The following is a 21,890-nucleotide window of genomic DNA, read 5'->3' as shown; positions in this document are numbered from 1 at the left end:
AGGCCATGACCGACGTGTACCTGCCCGGCGGCCGCTGGCGGCTCTGGGAGCAGTTCGCGCTGCGCGGGCCCGGTTTCCCGGCCCGCGGGGTGCTGTGGCTGGCCCCGGACGGGCTGGCCCCGGCGGCCGACAAGTTCGGGCCGGAGGATCCCCTCGACGGGGACGGCTGGCGGGACTTCGCCGGGCTGTTCGCCGGGGCTTCGGTGGAGACCGCGCACGCCCTCCAGGACATCGCCCGGCTGCCCGCCTTCCGGGAGGCGGTGGCCTGGCAGAACCGCCCGGTGCTGGCCTCCGGGATCACGCCGTTCCTCAACTGGACGCCGAGCGCCGCCGGCCGCACCAGCATGCCGCGGCAGCGCGAGGAACTCGTGGCGCACTACTGGCAGCGGTTCTGCGTCAAGAACGACACCATCGGGTTCTTCGGCCCGGTCGGCTGGGGCCGCTGGGACCCGTCCGCGGACGGGGTGGCGGTGGACCCCGGCACCGGCCTGACGGCCGCCACGGAGGTGTACTTCGCCAGCTGGGCCGTGGACGCGCTGGCCGCCCTGGCCGACGCCGACCCGGCGGCCCGCGACTGGATCGCGCCGCGCCGGGTGCCCTTCGTACGGGCGGAGGGGCGGCGAGTGTCCGTGCCGGGCCGCCCGCCCGTCGAGGCCGGCACCGGGGAGGCCGCCGTACTGGCGCTGTGCGACGGGGTGCGGCCGGTGCGGGAGATCCGGGCCGCGCTGCCCGAGGTCGACGTGGACGCCGCCCTGGAGGGCCTGGTGGCCCGCCGCTGGGCGGTGTGGCGGCTGGAGGTCCCCGCTGACGCCCGGCCCGAGCGCTGGCTGCGGGACTGGCTGGAGCGGGTGGGCGACCCGGAGCCGCGCCGGCGCGGCCTGGCCGCACTGGACGCGCTGGAGGCCGGCCGGGGCCGCGTCCGGGCGGCGTCCGAAGCCGCGGACGCGGACCGTCTGGTCGCGGAACTGACCGCCTTGGAGAAGGAGTTCACCGAACTGACGGAGACGGCGGCGGTCCGTGAGAAATCGGCGGGAACCGCCCCCTGCCGGGCCCTGGTGTACTCCGACTGCCGCCGTGCGGCGACCGCCACCCTGGGCCGATCGGTGCAGGAGGCGCTCGCCCCGCTGGAGCCCCTGCTGACCAGCGCGGGCTGGCTGACCGCCCGGCTCGCGGAATCGGTGATGGCCCGGGCGAAGGAGGTGTACGCCGGGCTGGCCGAGCGGGGCCCGGTGGACCTGGCGGCGTTCTGGTTCGCCTGCATGCCGATCCTGCACGGGGCGGCCAGGACGGACGCGGCGGCCCTGCAGCGGGAATTCCGGGCCCGGTGGGACCGGATCGTGGCGCCGGCACCCGGTGAACGGCACGTCAGGCTGTCCCTCGACGAGGTGGCGGGGCCGGTGGCCGAGGCCTTCGGCGACCCGGAGGGACGGGCGGGACGGGCAGGACAGGCAGGACGGACGGGACGGGCGGGAGCCGGCTGGACGGCGGCCCGCTACCTCAGCCCGGACATCATGATCGCCGCCTCCGGTGCGGACGCGGTGGCCCGAGGTGACTTCGAACTCGTCCTGGGCGAACTGCACGTGGCGGCCAACACCCTGGGCGCGTCCCTCTTCGTCAACCAGCACCCGGACCCCGCCGAACTGCACCGGCTCACCGACCGGGACCACCCCGGCCCCCGGCTGCTGCCGCTGCTGCCCAAGGAGCACCGCTCCCGGCTCTCCGCACGGATCCGGCACACCCTGGTGCGACCCGAGGACCACCACGTGGCCCTGCTCGACTTCACCGCCGACCCGGCCCGCCCGCGCACCCACCTCAGCGCCGACGTGACCGTCACCGAACGGGACGGCGAACTGCGGGTGGTGCTGCCCGACGGTGCCGAGTTCGCCGCGGTGGACGTGTTCTCGCACGTCCTGACCACGCTGGCGATGGACCTGTTCCAGCTGCTGCCGGACGGCACGGACCACTCGCCCCGGGTCACCGTGGACCGGCTCGTGGTGGCCCGGGAGACCTGGCGGCTGCCCGCCGCCGGCGCCGCCTTCGCCGACGAGAAGGACGAGGCGAAGCGGTTCGTACGGGCCCGGCGGTGGCGCGGGGAACACGGCCTGCCCCGCTTCGTGTTCGCGGTCCTGCCCACCGAGACCCGGCCGTTCTACGTGGACTTCGACAGCCCGGTCTACGTCAACATCCTCGCCAAGGCGCTGCGCCGGCTGGCCCGCAAGGACCCGGACGGACGGGCCGTGATCACCGAGATGCTGCCCTCCCCGGAGGAGGTCTGGCTGACCGACGACGGGGGCGAGAGCTACACCTCCGAGCTGCGGTTCGTCGCGGTGGACGACCCGCGGGACGACGCGCCGTAGGAGGGGTCTCCGGGGGCTGCGGACACGCGTTGCGCGTTCTTCCGCGTGCGCCGCTGCGTCTTCTTCCCTACTGGCCGTGCCGCCCGGCCAGCAGGGTGGGGGAAAACAACGCGTGGAGGGGCAGGCACAGATGGTTGACCGGGTGGCATCGTTCGCACAGCGCAGGCTGTGGTTCCTCGACCAGCTGGCCGGGGGGTCCGAGGACTCGCTGCTGCCGCTGGCGCTCCGCATCCGCGGCGCACTCGACATCCCGGCGCTCGAACGCGCCCTGACCGGGATCGCGGACCGGCACGAGGTGCTGCGCACCCGGTTCGTCGCGGTCGACGGGGAGCCCGTGCCGACGGTGGACCCGGCGGGCGCGGTCACCGTCGTACGGACCGGGGCCGACAGCGCCGAGGAGCTGTTCGAGCGGGAGCTGTCCCGGCCGCTGGACCTGGCCGAGGAGCACCCGATGCGGGTCACCCTGGCCCGGCTGGGGCCCGAGGAGCACCTGCTGCTCGTCGTCGTGCACCACATCGCCGTGGACGGCTGGTCCTGGGACGTGCTGCTGCGCGAACTCGCCGCCGGCTACCGGGGCGAGGAGGTGCCGCCGCCCGGGACGCAGTACGCCGAGGTGGCTCACGCCGAGGCCGAGCGGCTGAGCGGGGCCCGGATGGAACGGCTGCTCGGGTACTGGGGTGAGCGACTGACCGGAGTCTCCCCGCTCGCCCTGCCCGCGGACCGGCCGCGCCCGGCCTTCTGGGACGGCTCCGGGGACGTCGTACGGTTCCACCTGCCGGCGGAGCTGGTCGGCGAGGTCGACCGGGTGGCCCGCGCGCACCGCGCGACCCGCTACATGCTGCTGCTGTCCGTCTACCAGGCCCTGCTGGGCCGCTACTCCGGCCGCTCCGACATCGCGGTGTGCACCACCCTCGCCGACCGCGGCCAGGCCGGGGTCGCGGACGTGATCGGCCCGTTCGTGAACACCATCGTCCTCCGCACCGACCTGGGCGGCGGGCCGACCTTCGCCGAGCTGCTGGGCCGGGTGCGCGGGCGGGCGCTCCAGGACTTCTCGCACTTCGAGGCCCCGTTCGACCGGGTGGCCGCCGTGGTGGGCGGCGAGCGGGACCTGTCCCGGCACCCCCTCGCGCAGGCCTCGTTCACCCTGCTCAACACGGTCCCCGAGCCGGCCCGGCTGGACGGGCTGGACGTCTCCCTCGTCCGGACGCCGCTGCGCGGCACCCCGCTGGACGTGTTCCTCGACCTGGGTCTCGCCGCGGACGGCGGCATCGCGGCGCGGCTGCAGTACGCGACCGCGCTGTTCGACGCGGACACCATGCAGCAGTTCACCGACGGGTACGTGCGGCTGCTGCGCGCGGTGGTGGCGGAACCGGACCGCCCGCTGGCGGAGCTGACGGCCCGCGTCGCACCACTGCCCGGCCGCGAACGCGCCCGCCTGCTGGCCCTGGCCGAACCCGCCGGGCCCCCGGTCGCCCCCGCCCCCCGGTTCGCGGTCACGGGCAACCCCGGTGACACCGCCCTGGTGTGCGGGGAGGAGTCGGTCACCTACGCCGAACTGGACGCGCTGACGAACGAGTTCGCGGAGGAGCTGACTGCGTCCGGGGTCACCCGGGGCACCCCGGTCGGCGTGTGCATGCGCCGCGGGATCCCGGCGGTGGCGGCGATGACCGCCGTATGGCGTGCGGGCGCCGTCTTCGTCCCCCTGGACCGCGCCCTCCCCGAGGAGCGCCTCCGCTTCATGGCCGAGGAGGCGGGCCTCCGCCTGATCGTCACCGACGACGACACCGCCTCTTTGGCGGAGTCGCTGGGCGTCCCCGTCACCGCCCCGTGTGGGCAGGCGTCCCGCAGGGCGATGGGGGTCCCCCCTGCTCGAGCGGAGTCGAGAGCTCGGGGGAGGGTGGGCACACCGGGACACCCTGCTCCGCAGGACACACCCAGCCCAGCCGAAGCCCCCGCTGCGGACGACCTCGCCTACGTCATCTTCACCTCCGGCTCCACCGGCCGCCCCAAGGCCGTCGGCGTGGAGCACCGCGCCCTCGACGCCCACATCGCCGCCGCCCGCACAGAGTTCGGCGTCACCTCCGCCGACCGTGTCCTCGCCTTCTCCTCCTTCTGCTTCGACGCCTCCTTCGACCAGCTCCTCACCGCCCTCGGCTGCGGCGCCACCGTGGTGATCCGCCCCGACGAACAGTGGCTGCCCGCCAAGGTCGCCGAGGTGGCCGCCGAGCACCGGATCACCGTGCTCAACCTGCCGCCCACCTACTGGGCCGAACTGGCCCACTCCCTCGACCCCCGGTCCGCCGCAGCCCTGGCCGGCTGCCTCCGCCTGCTGATCCTCGGCGGGGAGGCGGTCCCCGCCGGCGCGCTCGCCGCCTGGCTGGCCGCCGTACCGCAGGCCCGGGTCGTCAACGCCTACGGCCCGACCGAGACCACCGTGACCGCCACCACCCAGGACCTGGACGGCACCGGCGGGGCCATCGCCATCGGACGGCCGCTGGGGTCCCGCCGGACCCACGTCGTGGACGCGTACGGCGAGCCGGTGCCCGAGGGCGTCCCGGGCGAGCTGCTGATCGGCGGGCCGGAGCTGGCCCGCGGCTATCTCGGCCGGCCCGCGCTGACCGCCGAACGCTTCGTGCCCGATCCGTTCGGCCCGCCCGGCGCACGCCTGTACCGGACCGGTGACCTGGTCCGCCGGCTGCCGTCCGGCGCCCTGGAGTTCCTCGGCCGTACCGACGACCAGGTCAAGATCCGCGGGTTCCGGATCGAGCTCGGCGAAGTCGAGTCGGTGCTGCGCGACTGCCCCGGCGTGGCCGCGGCGGCCGTCGCCGCCGTCCCCGACGCCGCGGGCGGCACCGGCCTCGCCGGTTACGTGGTCGCCGCGCCCGGCGGCACGCCGCCGGAGCCGGCCGCCCTGCGCGCCTGGTGCGCGGACCGGCTGCCGCAGCACGCCGTACCCGCGGACTTCCTCACCCTGGACGCCCTGCCGCTGAACGCCTCCGGGAAGCTCGACCGGGCGGCGCTGCCGGCCCCGTCCGCGGACCGGGACCGCGCCACCGCCCTCGGCGGCGCCGAGTTCGTCGCGCCGCGCGACGCCACCGAGCGGGTCGTCGCCGAGATCTGGGCCGAGGTGCTGGGCGTGGACCGGGTCGGCATCGACGACGGGTTCTTCGACCTGGGCGGGCACTCGCTGCTCGCCACCATGGCGGTGTCCCGGATCGCGGAGCGCCTCGGCCGCGAGGTCGAACTGCGCACCCTGTTCGAGAACCCGCGGATCCGCGAGTTCGGGCCGGTGGTGGCCGCGGCCCGGGAGGCGGGCACCGACACCGTCGTGCCGGTGGACCGCTCCGGCCCGCTGCCGCTGTCCTTCGCACAGGAACGCATGTGGTTCCTGGACCGGATGTCCGACGTCGGCGACGAGTACGTGCTGTGGTACTCGTGGCGGGTGCGCGGCGGGCTCGACCGGGAGGCCTGGCAGGGCGCGCTGGACGAGGTGGTGGCCCGGCACGAGGTGCTGCGGACGGCACTGGTGGAGGTGGACGGCAGGCCCGCGCAGCGGGTCGTCGACGGGATCGGCCTGCCGGTGGAATGGCAGCAGGCCCAAGGCGCCGGCTCTGACGCAGACCGGCTGGCGCGGGTCCGGGAGCTCGCCGTCGCCTTCGCCACCCGCCGGTTCGACCTGTCCGCGCCGCCTCTGCTGCGGGCCGGGGTGTGGGAGCTCGGCGAGCGCGACCACGTGGCCGTGATCGCCTTCCACCACGCCGCCACCGACGGCTGGTCCAAGGACATCGTGATCGGCGAACTGTCCGCCGCGTACGCGGCACGCGTCGACGGCCGCCCGTCCGGGCTGCCGCCCGTCCCGGTGCAGTACGGGGACTACGCGGTCTGGCAGCGCGACCGGCTGGCCGGAGGGCTCCTGGAGGAGGAACTCTCCTACTGGGAACGGGCCCTGGCCGGGGTCCCGGTGCTGGAGCTGCCCACCGACCGGCCCCGCCCGGCGGGCTGGTCGGGCCGCGGCGGCGCGGTCGAGGTGGACCTGGCGCCGGAGCTCGCCGACGGCCTGGACGGGCTGGCCCGCCGCCACGGGGTGAGCCGGTTCATGGTGCTGCTGGCCGTGACCCAGGTGGTGCTCGGCCGCTGGTCCGGGCAGCAGGACGTGGCCGTGGGCACGCCGGTCGCCGGGCGCGGCCGGCTGGAGCTGGAACGGCTCGTCGGTCTGCTGGTCAACACGGTGGTGCTGCGCGGCGACCTGACCGGGGAGCCCTCCTTCGAGGAGTTCCTCGGCCGGGTCCGGGAGTCGGTGCTCGGCGCGTTCGACCACCAGGAGGTGCCCTTCGAACGGCTGGTGGAACAGCTGAAGCCGGAGCGCGACCCCGCCCGCAACCCGCTCTTCCAGGTGATGTTCGACGTACAGGAGAGCGCGACGGGCGGGCCCCGGGTGCCGGGGCTCGACGTGGAGTACTTCCCGCTGCCCTGGGGGTCCGCCAAGTTCGACCTGACGGCGACCTTCCTGCTCTACCCGGACCGGTTCGCGCTGAACGTCGAGTACGCGAGCGACCTGTTCGACCCCGCCACGGTCACCCGGTTCGCCGGACACGTGGGCCGGGTGCTGGAATCCGTACTCGCGGACCCGGCCGTCCCGGTCGGGCGGCTGGAGCTGCTCTCCGAGGCCGAGTACGACGGGCTGACCGCGCTCCCGCCCGGCGTGCCGGCGGACTGCACGGTGGCGCAGGTGCCGCCGTACGCGATCACCGGGGATCCGGACGCGGTGGCGCTGGTCTGCGGGGACGACTCCCTGCGGTACGGCGAACTGGACGCCCTGACCGGCGGCCTGTCGCTGGCGCTCACCGCGGCCGGGGCGGGCCCGGAGGTCCCGGTCGGGGTACTGCTGCCCCGCGGGGTGCGTTCGGTGGCGGCGATGGCCGCGGTCTGGCGGGCCGGCGGGGTGTACGTGCCGCTGGACCCGCAGCTGCCCGAGGACCGGCTGCGGTACATGGTCGAGCGGGCCGGAGTGCGGTGCGTGGTCACCGAGGCGGCCACCGCCGGCCTCGCGGCCGGGCTGTGCGTGCCGGGGGTCTCCCTCGACGGGGTCCGGCCGGCACCGGAGGCACCGCGCCACACGCCCGATCCGCAGGCCCTGGCGTGCGTCATCTTCACCTCGGGCTCCACCGGCCGCCCCAAGGCGGTCGGGGTCGAGCACCACGCGGTCGCCGCGCACGCGCTCGCCGCCCGCGAACGCTTCGGCCTCACCGACGGGGACCGGGTGATGAACCTGGCCTCGTTCTCCTTCGACGCCTCGCTGGAGCAGGTCCTGCCGGCGCTGGCGGCCGGGGCGACGGTGGTGATCCGGCCGGACGAGGTGTGGTCGGTGGAGGAACTCGCCGCCCGGGTAAGGGCGGAGGGCGTCACCGTCATGGAGGCCACCCCCTCCTACTGGGAGGAGATCATCGCCCGGGTCGATGCCGACGAAGCGGTCGCGGGAGACCTCAAGAGCCTGCGGCTGGCCGTCACCGGCGGCGAGACGCTGCCGTCGGCGCCGCTGGCCCGCTGGTTCGCGCGCCTGCCGGACGTGCCCTTCCAGAACACGTACGGCCCGACCGAGTCGGTCATCTCCTGCAGCTCCCACCTGGTCACAGGGCCGGTGGACGGGCGGGTGCCGATCGGCACGGCGTGGGGCGCGCGACGGCTGTACGTGGTGGACGCGTACGACCAACTGGTGCCGGTGGGCGTGCCGGGTGAACTCCTGGTGGGCGGACCGGAACTGGCCCGGGGCTATCTGGGCCAGGCGGCCCTGACGGCGGAACGCTTCATCCCGGACCCCTTCGGGTCATCCGTCGGCGGCCGGCTCTACCGCACCGGCGACATCGTCCGCCGACTCCCGTCCGGGGAGCTGGACTTCCTCGGGCGGAGGGACCACCAGGTCAAGATCCGCGGCTTCCGGATCGAGCTCGGCGAGATCGAGGCGGTCCTGGAACGCCACCCGGGGGTGCATGCGGCGGCCGTCCTGGTCCGCGCACCGCGCGGGGACCGCACGCTGGTCGCCTACGCCGCCGGAGCCGGCCTGGACACGGAGGCCCTGGCGGCCTGGTGCCGGGCCGAACTCCCCGGCTACATGGTCCCGTCCTTCTTCGTCCTCGTGGACGCCCTCCCCCGGACGGTCCAGGGCAAGCTCGACGCGGGCGCCCTGCCCGACCCCGAACTGCCGGCCGCCGTCGCGTCGGTGCCGCCGCGCACCCCCACCGAGGTGGTGACCGCCCAGATCTGGGCCGAGGTGCTCGGCATTCCCGAAGTCGGCGTCCACGACGACTTCTTCGCCCTCGGCGGTCACTCGCTGCGGGCGGTGGCGGCGGCGTCCCGGCTGCGGGCCGCCTTCGACTGCGCGATCCAGGTCCGCGACCTGTTCGACCATCCGACGGTCGAAGCGCTGGCACTGGAAGTGGAACGCCGCCTGATCGACGAAATCGCCGGCATGAGCGACGACGAAATCGACCTGGCCCTGTACTGACCCGGCTCCGCCGAAGCCCCGGCGGGCTCCGCCGAAGGTGTGGGCGGCGCCTCCGCGGAAGGTGTGGGCAGGCGTTCCGCAGGGCGGAACGGGTGGGCACACCGGAACGCCGCCCCGCAGGCAACGCTCCCGCCCCACCGAAGCGATGGCCGGGCCCGGCCGCAGCCGCTGCCCCCACTGCCGGGCGGGGCTCCGCCGGACCCGGCACCGCCCGGGAGCGGAGCTCCGCCCGGACCGGGCCGACCCCGGAGCGGGGTCGGGGCGCAGGCACACGCTGCGCGACCGGCGCGCGCCGTCGTGCCGTGTGCCCACCCGTGCCGCCCTGCGGCACGCCTGCCCACACGGCGCGGCGTACGGCCGACCCGCCCACCACGGCCAAGGGAACGGCACGGCCGGCACGTACTCCACGGCCAGGGATGGCCGGCACATACGACTTGCTCAACTCTTCCGATGGGACATGAACTGCCATGACCACTTCGCACGTCGAGCGCCCGACCACCACCCCCGCTCCGTCCGCGCAGGCCGGCACCCTCTCCCCCGCCGCCCGCGCCCTCCTGGAGCGCCGCCTCCGCGGCAAGGCGGCAGCGGCATCCGCCGCCCCCGCCGGGATCCCCCGGCTGCAGCCCCGCCCCGACAGCACCCCGCTGTCCGCCGCCCAGCAGCGCCTGTACTTCCTGGACCGCATCGCCCCCGGCACCGCCGAATACCTGATGCCCTCCGCCTGGCGCTTCACCGGCCCCCTGGACGTGCCCGCGCTGACCGCCGCCGTCGCCGACCTGATCGCGCACCACGAGCAGCTGCGCGTGGTCTTCCCGGAGCAGGACGGCGTCCCGGCCCAGCGGGTGCTGCCCGCCGAGGCCGTCGCCGGCCTGGAAGTCCTGGAGGTCGCGGAGGCCGCCGTCGCCGCCGCCGTGCACGAGATCGCCGTACGCCCCTTCGACCTCGCCGCCGAGCCCGCCTTCCGCGCCGCCCTCCTCCGCGTCGCCGAGGACGACCACGTGCTCGTCCTGGCCATGCACCACATCGTCTCGGACGGCTGGTCCCTGGACATCCTCCTGCGCGACCTGCGCGAGTTCCACCGCGCCCGCAGCGAGGGCGGCACCCCCGCCGTCACGCCGCCCGCCGTCGAGTACACGGACTACGCCGTGTGGCAGCGCTCCCAGGACGAGTCCGCCGACCTGGACTACTGGCGCACCGCCCTGGCCGGGCTCACCCCGCTGGAGCTCCCCGCCGACCACCCCCGCCCGGCCGTCCGCTCGTACGAGGGCGCCGTCCACCGCGTCGAGCTGCCCGCCGCGCTGACCGCGGACCTGGCCGGGCTCGGCGGGCGCGCCGACACCACCCCGTACATGACCGTGATGTCCGCCTTCCAGGCAGCGCTCGCCTTCCACAGCGGCCAGGACGACATCGCGATCGGCACGGTGGTCGCCAACCGCGAGCGGCCGGAAACCGAGCAGCTCGTCGGCTTCTTCGTGAACACCCTGGTCATCCGCACCGACCTGGCCGGCGACCCCACCCCGGCGGAACTCCTCGCCCGCACCCGGGACAGCGTGCTCGGTGCCCTGTCGCACCAGACGCTCCCCTTCGAGCGGGTCGTCGACGAGCTCAGCCCGGAGCGGGACCTGTCCCGCAACCCGCTCTTCCAGGTGCTGTTCCAGCACACCTCCACCGCGCAGCCCGCCGGCGGCTACGCGCTCGGTGCCGCGGCCGGTACGCCCTTGCGCGTCGACCTGACCACCGCCAAGTTCGACCTGACCCTGGACCTCTGCGAGAGCGGCAGCGGCGAGCTGGCGCTCCAGTTCGTCTACCGGACCGACCTGTTCTCCGAGGAGTCGGTGGCCCGCCTGGCCGCGCACACCGTGAACGTGCTGCGGGCCTTCGTCCAGGTCCCGGCCGTCCCGCTGGGCGAGATGGCGCTGCTGACGGACACCGAGATCGGCGAGCTGCTGGGGGCCGGCGGCCCCGCCAACCCCGAGACGCTGCCGGCGCCCCGCGCCGCCCTGGACCGGGTGGACGAGTGGATCCGCCGTACCCCGGACGCGGTGGCCGTGTCCGGTGGCGGCCGCAGCCTGACCTACGGCGAACTCGACGCGGCGGCGCGGGGGCTGGCCCGCCGGCTGCGCGCGGCCGGTATCGGCCCCGAGTCCCTGGTCGGGGTCTGCCTGGACCGGTCGGTGGACCTGGCGGTGGCGCTGCTGGGCGTGTGGCGCGCGGGGGCGGCGTACCTGCCGCTGGACCCGTCCCACCCGCGGGCCCGGCGGGAGTTCACCGTCGCCGACGCCGGTGTGGAGTGGGTGGTCGCCGACGCGGTCGGGCGGGCCGCGGTGGACGGCCTGCCGGTGGGGGTCATCCCGCTCGACGGCGCCCGGGAGGCCGACGCGGGCACCGCCCCGGACGCCGACACCGACCTGGCCTCCGTCCGGCCCGGCCCCGACACCCTCGCCTACGTCATCTACACCTCCGGCTCCACCGGGCGCCCCAAGGGCGTGGAGATCACCCACGCCAACACGGCCTGGCTGTTCGACGCCGCCGACCGGCACTTCGGCTTCGGGCCGGGGGACGTGTGGACCCTGGTCCACTCCCCCGCCTTCGACTTCTCCGTCTGGGAGCTGTGGGGGCCGCTGACCTCCGGCGGCCGGGTCGTCGTACTGACCGGGGACGAGGTCCGGGACCCCGCCGCGGTGCACCGGGTCCTGCGCGGCGAGCGGGTCACCGTCCTCAACCAGACCCCGGCCGCGTTCAAGGGCCTCCGCGCCCATCTCGCGCAGCAGGGTGCGGACTTCGGCGAGCTGGCGCTCCGTACGGTGGTCTTCGGCGGGGACGCCTTCGACACCCGTGACTACCGCGACTGGTTCGCCGTACCGGCCGACAGCCGACCCGCGCTGGTCAACATGTACGGCATCACCGAGACCACCGTGCACGTCACGTACCGGCTGATCACCGAGGAGGACCCCGGCTCGGCCGTGTACTCCCCGATCGGCCGCCCGCTGGCCGGGCAGCACGGCTACGTGCTGGACCGGGCCGGCCGGCTGGTTCCCAAGGGCACGGTCGGCGAGCTGTACGTGGCCGGCGGCGGTGTCGCCCGCGGCTACCGGAACCGGCCCGAGCTGACCGCCGAGCGGTTCCCGCTCGACCCGTTCGGGCCTCAGGGCTCCCGCATGTACCGCACCGGCGACCTGGTGCGCGTCCTGCCCGACGGGCAGCTGGCGTACTGCGGGCGCGCCGACCACCAGGTCAAGATCCGCGGCTTCCGGATCGAGCCCGGCGAGATCGAGGCGGCGCTGCGCAGCCTGCCCGGGGTGCGGGACGCGGCGGTGGTGGCCCGTCCTGACGGGCACGGCGGGGCTCGGCTGGTCGCCCACGTGGTGCTGACCGAGGGCCGTCCGCTGGACGCGGCGGACCTGCGGGACCGGCTGCGGCTGAACCTGCCGGAGTACATGGTCCCGGCGCTGTTCGTCCGGCATCCGAAGCTGCCGGTCACCGCCAACGGCAAGGTGGACCGGAAGGCGCTGGTCGCGGTGGCGGCCGAGGGAGCTGCGGCCACCGCGGGCCACACCGCCCCGGCCGGCCACGCCGAGGAGGCGCTGGCCGCGATCTGGGCGGAGGTGCTCGGCACCGAGAAGGTCAGCAGCACCGCGAACTTCTTCGACCTCGGCGGCGACTCCATCCTCTGCCTGCGGGTCATCGGCATGGCCCGCACGGCCGGACTCGCCCTGACCGTGAGCGACCTGTTCCGCGCCCGCACCCTGGCCGACCTGGCCCGCGCCGCGACGGCGGCCGGGGACGAGGGACCCGCGCCCGTGGCGCCGTTCTCCCAGCTGGATCCGGCCGACGCGGCGCGCCTGCCGGAAGGACTCCAGGACGCGTACCCGCTCACCACTCTGCAGACGGGCATGCTGCACGAGATGCTGGCCGACCCGCGGCGCGGGGCCTACCACAACGTCACGGACCTGAAGATCACCGTGCCGGAGGGGTTCGACCTCGCCGCGTTCCAGGCGGCCGTCGACACGGTGGTGAGCGGCCAGGACATCCTGCGCTCCTCCATCGACCTGGTCTCCTACGGCGAGCCGCTCCAGCTCGTCCACCGCACCGCCGAACTCCCCGTCGGCTACCGTGATCTGCGCGGTCTCGGCCGCGAGGAGCAGCGCGCCGCGGTCCGGAAGCACGTCGACGAGCAGTTCGCGCTGCGCTTCGACCTCGCCGCCGCACCGCTGGTGCGGATCCAGCTGCACCAGCTCACCGACCACGAGCTGCGGTTCACCATCACGGACTGCCATGTGGTGCTGGACGGCTGGAGCCTCACCTCCCTGATCGCGGACCTGCTCGACCTGCACCGGCAGGCGGTCGCCCAGGGCCGGCGGCCGAGCCTGCCCGCCTCCCCCCGGTTCGCCGAGTACGTGGCACTGGACCGGGCCGCGGCCGAGGCCCCGGAAGGGCTGGAGTTCTGGCGCGGTCAGGTCGCCGCTCTGCGGCCGGTGCGGTTCGCCCGGCGGGCCGGCGACACGGGTGACACCGGGGGCGGGGGCGGCTCCGCGTGGTCGGACATCGTCGAGATCCGCCGCTCGTACGCGGCGCTCGCCGAACCGATCGGCCGGCTCGCCCGGCTCGCGGGAGTGCCGCGCCGGACCGTGCTGCTGACCGCGTTCCACCACGCCATGGGCCTGTTCGCCGAGCCCGACCCGGACGGCGAGTTCCTCGGCCACTCCATCGGCCTGGTCACCAACGGCCGCCCGGAGCTGGCGGGCGCCGACCGGATGCGCGGGCTCTTCCTCAACTCCGTCCCGTTCGGCATCCGCAGGCCCGGCCCCGGACAGAGCTGGCTCGACCTGGTCCGCACCGTCTTCGCGGCCGAACAGGACCTGATGCCGCACCGGCGCGTCCCGCTGGCCCGGATCGGGCAGCTGCGGCCCGACGAGCCCGGACTGGTCGACGTGCTCTTCAACTACATCAACTTCCACCGCCTGTCCGGGGACACCTGGGAGGAGTCCCAGGAGATCGCGCAGACCATGTTCCCGCTCAACATCAACGTGAGCGTGGAGGGGTTCAGCGTCGACGTCGACACCACCCGCGTCGATCCGGCGGCCGCCGAACAGCTCTCCGACACCGTGTGCGACCTGCTGCGGGCCATGACCGCCGCCCCCGACGCCCCGGTCGCGCCGCCCGAGCTCACCGAGGACGCCCGCAAGCGCGCCCTGGTGGACTGGGCGCGCGGCCCGGTGGTGGAGAACCCGCCGCAGCTGTTCCACGAGTGGATCCGCGAGCACGCGCGGCGTACCCCGGAGGCCGTTGCCCTCGCGCACGGCGCGGAGGAGGTGACCTATGCCGAACTCGACGGCGGGGCGGGCCGGCTGGCCGCCCGGCTGCGGGAACTGGGCGTGGGCCCGGAGGTGATCGTCGGGATCTGCGCGGACCGCGGCCCGGACATGATCCGCGCAATCGTGGCCGTACTGAAGGCGGGCGGCGCGTTCCTCCCGCTCGATCCGCAGCACCCTGCCGAGCGGCTGGCGTTCGTGTCCGGGGACAGCGGGATGCGGGTCCTGATCACCCAGTCCGCGCTGGCGGGCACCGTGCCGTTCGACGGACCCACGGTGGTGATCGACGCGCCGCCGGCGCTGCCCGGGACTTCGGAGGGCATCGCCGCGGAGCCCGTCCCCGGAACAGGACCGGACAACACCGCCTACGTGCTCTACACCTCCGGCTCGACCGGCCGCCCCAAGGGCGCGGCCGTACCCCACCGCGGTCTGACCAACCTGATCCACGGCCAGCGGGACGTGTGCCTGCCCACGCCCGAAGACCGGGTGCTGCAGTTCGCCGCGTTCAGTTTCGACGTCTTCGTCAGCGAGCTGACCTGGGCGCTGGCCAACGGGGCCCGGCTGTGCACCGCGCCCAAGGCGGCGCTGCTGCCCGGCCCCGACCTGGTGGCCACCGTGAACTCGTACGGGATCACCGCCGCCGCGCTGCCGCCGAGCTCACTGGCGGTGCTCGCGGAGGAGGAGGACGACCTGCCGACGCTGCGCACCATCGTGACCGGGGGCGAGGCCCCGACGGCGGAGATGGCCGACGTGTGGTCGCGGGGCCGGCGTTTCGTCAACTCGTACGGCCTGACCGAGACCTCGGTGTGGTCCTGCGGGGAGATCTGCCGGGTGGGCGCCGGCCTGCCGCCGATCGGCCCGCCGATCCGCAACACGCAGGTGTACGTCCTCGACGACGCGTTGCGGCCCACCCCGGTCGGGGTGCCGGGGGAGATCTGCCTGGGCGGCGACGCCGTCGGCCTGTACTACCTGAACCGGCCGGAGCTGACGGCGGCCACCTTCGTGCCGGACCCGTACGGCAGCCCCGGCACCCGCCTCTTCCGCACCGGTGACATGGGCCGGTACCACGCGGACGGCAGCATCGAGTGCCTGGGCCGCCGCGACAACCAGGTCAAACTCCGCGGATTCCGCATCGAACTCGGCGAGCTCGAACACGCCCTGCGGGACCTGCCGGGTGTGGCGAAGGCCGTGGTCCTGCTGCGGCGCGACCTGCCGGGCGACCCGGCGCTGGTCGCGTACGTGGTTCCCGAGGCGGGCGCCGCGCCCGACGCGGAGGCGCTGCGGCAGGGGCTGCGGTCCCGGCTGCCCCAGTACATGGTGCCGGCGCGCTTCGTGTTCATGGAGGAGTTCCCGCTCAACACCAGCCGGAAGGTGGACCGCCGGGCGCTCCCGAAGCCCGAGGACCGTTCCGACCTCACCTCTTCCTACGTCGCCCCGCGCACCGCGACCGAGCGGACGCTCGCCGAGGTGTGGCAGTCCGTCCTCGGGCTGGAGCGGGTGGGGGTCCACGACGACTTCTTCCGGATCGGCGGCAGCTCCCTCTCCACGGTCCGGGTGGCGGCCCGGGCCGCGGCCCGCGGCCTGGCCGTCTCGGTCCGCGACCTGATCGAACGGCCCACGCTCGCCCAGCTCGCCGCCCGCGCGGAGGAGTCGGCCGCCGCACCCGCGCCCGGCGCGCGGGAGGTGCGGTCCGAGGTCCGGCTGCGGGAGGGCGAGGGCGATCCGATGTGGTGCGTGCACCCGACGGGCGGCAGCGCCGCCTGGTACGTGGGCCTGGCCCGGGCGCTGCCCACCGGGGTCCCGGTGCGGGCCTTCCAGGCCCGCGGCCTGCTCGGCGGGGTGGACCCGACCACGATGTCCGGCATCGCCGCCAACTACGTCGCCGAGATCACCGCGCACGGCGGGAACGGGGAGGGCGAGGCGAACGGCGGTCAAGGCGGTAAGGGTGGTCACGGCCCGCACGACCTGTTCGGCTGGTCCATGGGCGCCAACCTGGCCCTGGAGATGGCCCACCAGCTCCTCGACGCCGGCCACACCGTGGCCCCGCTGACGCTGATCGAGCCGTACCTGCCCAGCCCGGTGGCCCGGGAGCGCCTGGCCGCCGTCGGCCGGGACATGGAGGAAGGGCTGCGGATGCGGGAGCGGGTCCGGGCGCTGCCGCCGTCGGCGGAGCGGGACCGGGCCGTGGCCGAGCTGACCGCGCTGCTGCTGGGCGCGGGCATGAGCCCGAGCGAGGCGGCGCTGGTGGAGAACGCCCCCATCGAGGTGTGGCACTCGCTGCTCACCGCCCTGGCGGGCTGCGAACTGCGGCCGTATCCGGGCCATGTCCACCTGGTGGTGGGCTCGCAGGCGGCGGGGCTGCCCGACGGGGAGAACATGACCGACCTCGACGTGGGCTTCCGGGAGTACGTCGAACGCTGGCGGGAGGTGGCCCTGGGCGGGCTGACCGTCCACGTCACCGAAGGAGACCACATGTCCCTGATGTCCGAGCCGCTGATCGGCTCAACGGCTGCCCTGCTGCACTCGATCCGTACGGAGGCCCGGCGATGACCACGATGACGACGATGACCATGGCCGCGGCGCCGGCGACGGGAGCGGCCACGGGGACGGTGAGGGGCGGCTTCGCGGAGCGGTACCTGCTCGACCCCGCCGTCAACGCGGACCCCTACGACTACCTCAACTCCCTCCGCGACCACGACCCCGTGTACTGGAGCGCCATGCACCGGGCCTGGCTGGTCACCGGGCACGCACAGCTGATGCACTGCCTGCGCGACCCGGCCGTCTCCGCCGAGCGGGTGCGCCCCCTCATGGACGCCGTACCGGAAGGCGCCCGGGAGGACACCGAACGGGCCTTCTCGATCCTCTCCCGCTGGATGGTCTTCAACGACCCGCCCCAGCACCGCCGGCTGCGCCAGGCGTTCCAGGAGCAGTTCGCCGCCCGCGCCATCGGCCGCTACAAGACCTTCGTGGAGCGCGCCACGCGGGCCATGCTGGCCCGGCGGGCCGTGCCCGGCACGGTCGGCGACCTGCTCGCGGACATCGCCCGGCCGCTGCCCGCCCTGGTCTTCGCCCGCTGGCTGGGCGTCCCCCAGGCGCACGGCCCGTCCTTCTGGTACTGGAACGCCCGGGTGGGCGACCTGGTGCTGGGCGCCGCCCAGGAGGAACGCGAGTACCGCACCTCCCTCCAGTCCCTGGTCAGGCTGGAGGACTACCTCGCCGGCCTGGTGCGCGAGCGCCGGGCCGATCCCAAGGACGACCTGATCAGCTCCGTGCTCGCGGGCGGGCACGTCGGGAAGACGGTCAGCGAGGAGGAGTTCGTCGGGATGCTGACCCAGATGGCGTTCGCCGGCGGGGAGACCACCAGCAACCTCATCGTCAACGCGATGCTCGCCCTGCTCCGGCACCCCGACCAGCTGGCCGCCGTACGGGAGGACCCGGCACTGGTGCCGATGGTGGTGGAAGAAGCCATGCGCTACGACGGCCCCTCCAAGATGTCGATCCGCACCGCCGCCCGGGACTTCGGCCTGGACGGCCGGGCCGTCCGTTCCGGCGACCGCATGTTCCTGGTGACCGCCGCCGCCAACCGGGACCGGGACCGCTTCCCGGACCCGGACGCGTTCGACGTCCGGCGCGGCAGCGCCTCCCACCTCGGCTTCGGCTTCGGCGCGCACTTCTGCATCGGGGCGGCCCTGGCCCGGCTGGTGGCGGGCGCCGTGATCGACGTCCTGATCCGCGAGTACCCGGACCTGGAACTGGCGGACCAGCAACCCCTCACCTGGCAGCTCTCCCTGCTGAACCGCGCCCTGACGGCCCTCCCGGTCCGCTACTGAAGCCACCGACGCAAAGGAAGACAGGAAACCATGGCTAGCAGCACGCTCACGAGCGCGGGCGCCAGGCTCTGGACACCCGCCCGGCAGGGGTCGTTCCGCCTGCTGTGGCTGGGCCAGTCCCTGTCGCTGCTCGGCGACGGCTTCAGCTACATCGCCTTCTCGTGGATCACCCTGGGGCTGACCGGCTCCACCCTGGCCCTCGGGTACGTCCTGGCCTTCCAGGCCGTACCCCGGGCCCTGCTGACCCTGGTCGGCGGCTCGCTGAGCGACAAGTGGTCCAGCCGGACCCTGATGCAGTTCTCCAGCTGGGCCCGGGCCGGGCTGATGGCAGCGGTGGGCGTGGCCGGCATGACGGGCACCCTCACGCTCTGGCTGCTGTGCTGCGCGGCCGCCGCCTTCGGCGCGGTCGACGCGTTCTTCCAGCCCGCCCGCGCCTCGATCCTGCCGTCGGTGGTCGACAAGGACCTCCTGGCCCCGGCCAACGCCCTCCTGGGCGTCGGCACGAAGGTCTCGGCGATCCTCGGCCCGGCCGTCGGCGGCATGGTGGTGGCCTTCTCCGACGCCCACGTCGCCTTCCTCGTGGACGCGGCCTGCTTCGCCCTCTGCGGCCTGTTCGTCTCCCGCATCCGCACCCTGCCACGGGAGACCGAGCCGGGAACGGCCGCCAAGGCCACTCCGGCAGGTGAGGACTCCCTCGGCGCCCGCATCAAGGAAGGCATCCGCTACGCCCTCCAGGACCCCCGCCTCCGTACGATCCTGGCCATCGACGTGGCGGTGACCTTCTGCCAGTCCGGCCCGTTCACGGTCGGCTTCGCCACCCTCGCCAAGATCGACCTCCAGGGCGGCTCGACCACCCTGGGCCTCCTGAACGGCGCCCTGGCGGGCGGCGCCATGCTCGGCACCCTGACCGGCGGCGCCCTGTCCGCCCGCCCCCGAGTCGGCCTCCTGATCAGCGCCCTGGCCGGCTGGCTCGCCATCGGCACGGCTCTCCTGGGCATGGTCGACCACACGGCCTCCGCCCTCGCCACCGTCTTCGCCATGGGCTTCGGCATGGGCTTCCAGGGCGTCTTCGGCATGAGCTGGATCCAGCGCAACATCGACGGCTCGGTCCTGAGCCGCGTGATCTCGTTCGACATGGTCCTCGGCTACGCGGTCGCCCCCCTCTCCCTGGTCATCTGCGGCGCACTGGCCCAGCAGGGCACCACCCCCATGTTCACCCTGGCAGCGATCATCCTGGCCATCACATCAGCCGCAGTCCTCACCTCCCGCCACGTCCGCGAAATGCGCTGACTCCGACGCGACCCCGCCCCCAACAAACCGACACAACCCACGAACCTGCTCCTGCTCCTGCTCCTACCCACGGCCTGTGGGGAGACAGGAGCAGGAGCACTCGGCCGAAGCGCGCCAGGCTCAGCACCGCCCGGCACCATCCCAGCACGGGAAACAGCAGGGGCCAACGGCTCACCCTTCACCTGAATGCCCCTGCCGCCTTGCCCCCCATCCGCCCCGGTCATCGCATGGAGTGGGAACACGAGCCCGCGCGGGGCCACCGGAAGGCAGGAAGGGCGCTATGTACGTTCGCACCATCTATGCAACGGGTGATCCGGCCGAGCTCGACGGGGTCGCCGAGGCACTCCGGACCGACGGGCGTGCGCTGCTGTCGGCGCAAGCGGGCTTTCGCGGGATGGGGCTGTTCGCCGACCGCGAGCTCGGCAAGCTCCTGGTGGGATCGTGGTGGGAGGACGAGGCCTCCCGACAGGCCAGCTACGAGAACCTGAGCAAGCGGCGGGCCGAGATGATGGCGCCCTTCGCGCAGACCGTGACGGTCGACAACTGGGAAGCGGCGGTCGCCCGGCGCGCAGAGGAACTCCCGCCGGGCGCGGGGTTCCGGCTGGTCCACATGGACGTCGAGCCGCCCGACATCGACCTGCTGGTGGACACGTTCCGCGACACCTCACTGCCCAAGGTCCAGAAGATCCCCGGACTGGCCGGCATCTCCCTGCTCATCGACCGTGATCGGGGCAGAGCCGCCGTAGGTGCGCTCTACACCGACCGCAACGCACTCGTGGCATCCCGTGGCGCCGTCGCGGCGGTCCGCGGAGAGACCGCGACGAAGGCCCGCGTGACCACCCGCAGCCTGGAGGAATTCGAGGTGGTCCTCGCCACGGCGGTACCCCACGCCTGACCCTTCCCTTTGAGTCCGCCTTCACCGGTTTGGTCAAGGTCTCTTCCAGGCGGTCAAGAGAACAGACGCTCTTCGTACAGTCCGGATCGCGTACGCGCTTCGCCTCGACAAGGTATCCGCCAACGGGCCGGATACCGTCCACCATCAGCCCACGGTCCTTGCCGGCCAGCGGCACTTCCCGTTCCGGGTATCCGGAAGTGCGCAGTTGGTAGGCATTGCCCGGATCACTCAGACCCGAAACGCCAAAAACCCCGCAAACCGCCGCACTCACCCCCACCAGCGCCTCACCGCTCGCCCAGTAGGGTGGCCACGTGGACATTCATTCGCTCTCGCGTCCCTTCCGGCTGCTCGTGACGGGAGGAGGCACCGGCGGGCACACGTATCCCGCGCTGACGGCGATCCGCACGCTGCAGCAGCGGCTCGCGAGTGCGGGCACCGCGCTCGACGTGCTGTGGATCGGCACCGCCGACGGGCTCGAGGGGCGCATCGCGCCTGCCGAGGGCATTCCGTTCAAGACGGTGGCCACCGGCAAGATCCGCCGGTCGGCCAATCCCCTCAAGATGCTGTCCGCCGCGAACATGAAGGACATGGCCCGCGTCCCGCTCGGTGTCGCGCAGGCCAGGACGATCGTGTCCGACTTCAACCCGGACGTCGTGCTCGCGACGGGCGGATACGTCGCCGTTCCGGCCGGTCTGGCCGCCCGGCTCTGCCGCCGACCGCTCGTGCTGCACGAGCAGACGGTCCGCCTGGGCCTGGCCAACCGCAAGCTGGCGAGCTCCGCGACCCGCATCGCCGTGTCCTCGGAGTCGTCCCTCCCCCTCCTCCCCTCCGAGGTGCGGGACCGCGCGGTCGTCACCGGCAACCCGGTCCGCCCCGAGGTCCTGTCGGGTCACCCCGACAAGGCGATCCAGGCACTGAACCTCGCCTGGTTCGACCGCAACCTGCCCACCGTCTACGTGACGGGTGGCGCGCAGGGCGCCCAGCAGATCAACGGCGTCGTCCGGGACGTGCTGCCCTGGCTGCTGAGCCACGCGAACGTGATCCACCAGTGCGGACCGGCCAATGTGGACGAGCTCCGCGCGGCCGCCTCCGGTCTCGACCCGGTCCTCGCCGGCCGGTACCACCTGACCGGTTTCGTCGGCCCCGAACTGCCCGACGTACTGGCCCTCGCCGACATCGTGATCTCCCGCAGCGGCGCCGGCACGCTCGCCGAGCTGACCGCCCTGGGCAAGCCGGCCGTCTTCGTCCCCCTGGCCACCTCGGCGGGCAACGAGCAGGCCCACAACGCCCAGCACCTGGCCGACGCCGGCGCAGCCCTCGCCCTCCTCGGCGAGGTGACGGGCCAGTCCCTCCAGCAGGCAGTCGGTCCCCTCCTCACCGACCCCAACCGCCGCGCCGCCATGGCCGACCGCGCGAGGGCATACGGCCGCCCGGACGCCGCCGAGCGCCTGGTCGACGTCCTCCTCTCCGCCGCCGCCTCCGCCTGACCGACACGGCCGTGCGCCGCGACCAGCGCACGGCCGCCGCCTCCGCCGTCCGGCCGGAGTGCGTAGCGATCGTGGGCGTCATCCGCCCAGCCCCCGGCGGCCCCCATCCGCCGTCAAGCAGCAGCGCGTAGCGATCGTTGGCGGTCTATGTCCGGCCCCCGGCGGCCCGCATCCGCCGAGAAATGAGAAGCGCGTAGCGATCTGGTGCGCGTGGGCC

At 74.2% G+C, this 21,890-nt stretch carries 7 protein-coding genes and 1 pseudogene; 7 read left to right on the top strand and 1 reads right to left on the bottom strand.

What is annotated here, in order from left to right; all coding sequences use genetic code 11:
* The first annotated feature begins 5 nt into the window (after window positions 1–5).
* The 6 genes from ACGFQ9_RS37025 (at window position 6) to ACGFQ9_RS37000 (ending at window position 20,186) form a co-directional block, all read left to right on the top strand.
* Window positions 6–2,357 (top strand): lantibiotic dehydratase, encoded by a 2,352-nt coding sequence (locus ACGFQ9_RS37025; protein WP_393580185.1) that lies wholly within the window; start codon window positions 6–8, stop codon window positions 2,355–2,357.
* Between the two features lie 142 nt (window positions 2,358–2,499).
* A complete protein-coding gene (locus tag ACGFQ9_RS37020) occupies window positions 2,500–8,859 on the top strand; it encodes an amino acid adenylation domain-containing protein (RefSeq protein ID WP_393580183.1) in 6,360 nt (2,119 codons plus the stop codon).
* 467 nt (window positions 8,860–9,326) lie between these two features.
* Entirely contained in the window at window positions 9,327–16,721 is a 7,395-nt protein-coding gene (locus tag ACGFQ9_RS37015; protein WP_393580182.1) for an amino acid adenylation domain-containing protein, read from the top strand.
* Window positions 16,718–18,001 carry a cytochrome P450 gene (locus ACGFQ9_RS37010; RefSeq protein WP_393580181.1) on the top strand — a complete coding sequence of 428 codons (1,284 nt, stop codon included), beginning with the start codon at window positions 16,718–16,720 and terminating at the stop codon, window positions 17,999–18,001. Before ACGFQ9_RS37015 ends, ACGFQ9_RS37010 begins: the two co-directional genes overlap by 4 nt.
* 30 nt (window positions 18,002–18,031) lie before the next feature.
* Window positions 18,032–19,291: an MFS transporter gene (locus tag ACGFQ9_RS37005; RefSeq protein WP_393580179.1), complete on the top strand. Its 1,260-nt coding sequence runs from the start codon at window positions 18,032–18,034 to the stop codon at window positions 19,289–19,291.
* Window positions 19,292–19,571: 280 nt separating this feature from the next.
* Complete coding sequence (locus ACGFQ9_RS37000; RefSeq protein ID WP_393580178.1) at window positions 19,572–20,186, top strand: antibiotic biosynthesis monooxygenase; 615 nt, start codon at window positions 19,572–19,574, stop codon at window positions 20,184–20,186.
* Between the two features lie 10 nt (window positions 20,187–20,196).
* On the opposite strand, the pseudogene ACGFQ9_RS36995 reads toward ACGFQ9_RS37000, so the two are convergent.
* A pseudogene (locus tag ACGFQ9_RS36995) lies at window positions 20,197–20,505 on the bottom strand (restriction endonuclease fold toxin-2 domain-containing protein); the annotation flags it as partial.
* Between ACGFQ9_RS36995 and ACGFQ9_RS36990 the strand changes: the two are divergent.
* The gene (locus ACGFQ9_RS36990) at window positions 20,498–21,673 is read left to right on the top strand and encodes a glycosyltransferase (RefSeq protein ID WP_393580176.1); all 1,176 of its coding nucleotides are present in this window, start codon (window positions 20,498–20,500) and stop codon (window positions 21,671–21,673) included. The pseudogene ACGFQ9_RS36995 and the gene ACGFQ9_RS36990 overlap by 8 nt on opposite strands.
* Window positions 21,674–21,890 lie beyond the last annotated feature (217 nt).

It is taken from the genome of Streptomyces sp. NPDC048603, from assembly GCF_043199475.1.
Taxonomy (GTDB): domain Bacteria; phylum Actinomycetota; class Actinomycetes; order Streptomycetales; family Streptomycetaceae; genus Streptomyces.
This window is presented reverse-complemented; position numbering and strand designations above follow the sequence as displayed.

What these genes read in the sequence shown, in the direction of transcription:
- ACGFQ9_RS37000 (WP_393580178.1), top strand. Translation starts at nt 19,572, where the DNA reads ATGTACGTTCGCACCATCTATGCAACGGGTGATCCGGCCGAGCTCGAC.
- ACGFQ9_RS37010 (WP_393580181.1), top strand. Translation starts at nt 16,718, where the DNA reads ATGACCACGATGACGACGATGACCATGGCCGCGGCGCCGGCGACGGGA.
- ACGFQ9_RS37005 (WP_393580179.1), top strand. Translation starts at nt 18,032, where the DNA reads ATGGCTAGCAGCACGCTCACGAGCGCGGGCGCCAGGCTCTGGACACCC.
- ACGFQ9_RS37025 (WP_393580185.1), top strand. Translation starts at nt 6, where the DNA reads ATGACCGACGTGTACCTGCCCGGCGGCCGCTGGCGGCTCTGGGAGCAG.
- ACGFQ9_RS37015 (WP_393580182.1), top strand. Translation starts at nt 9,327, where the DNA reads ATGACCACTTCGCACGTCGAGCGCCCGACCACCACCCCCGCTCCGTCC.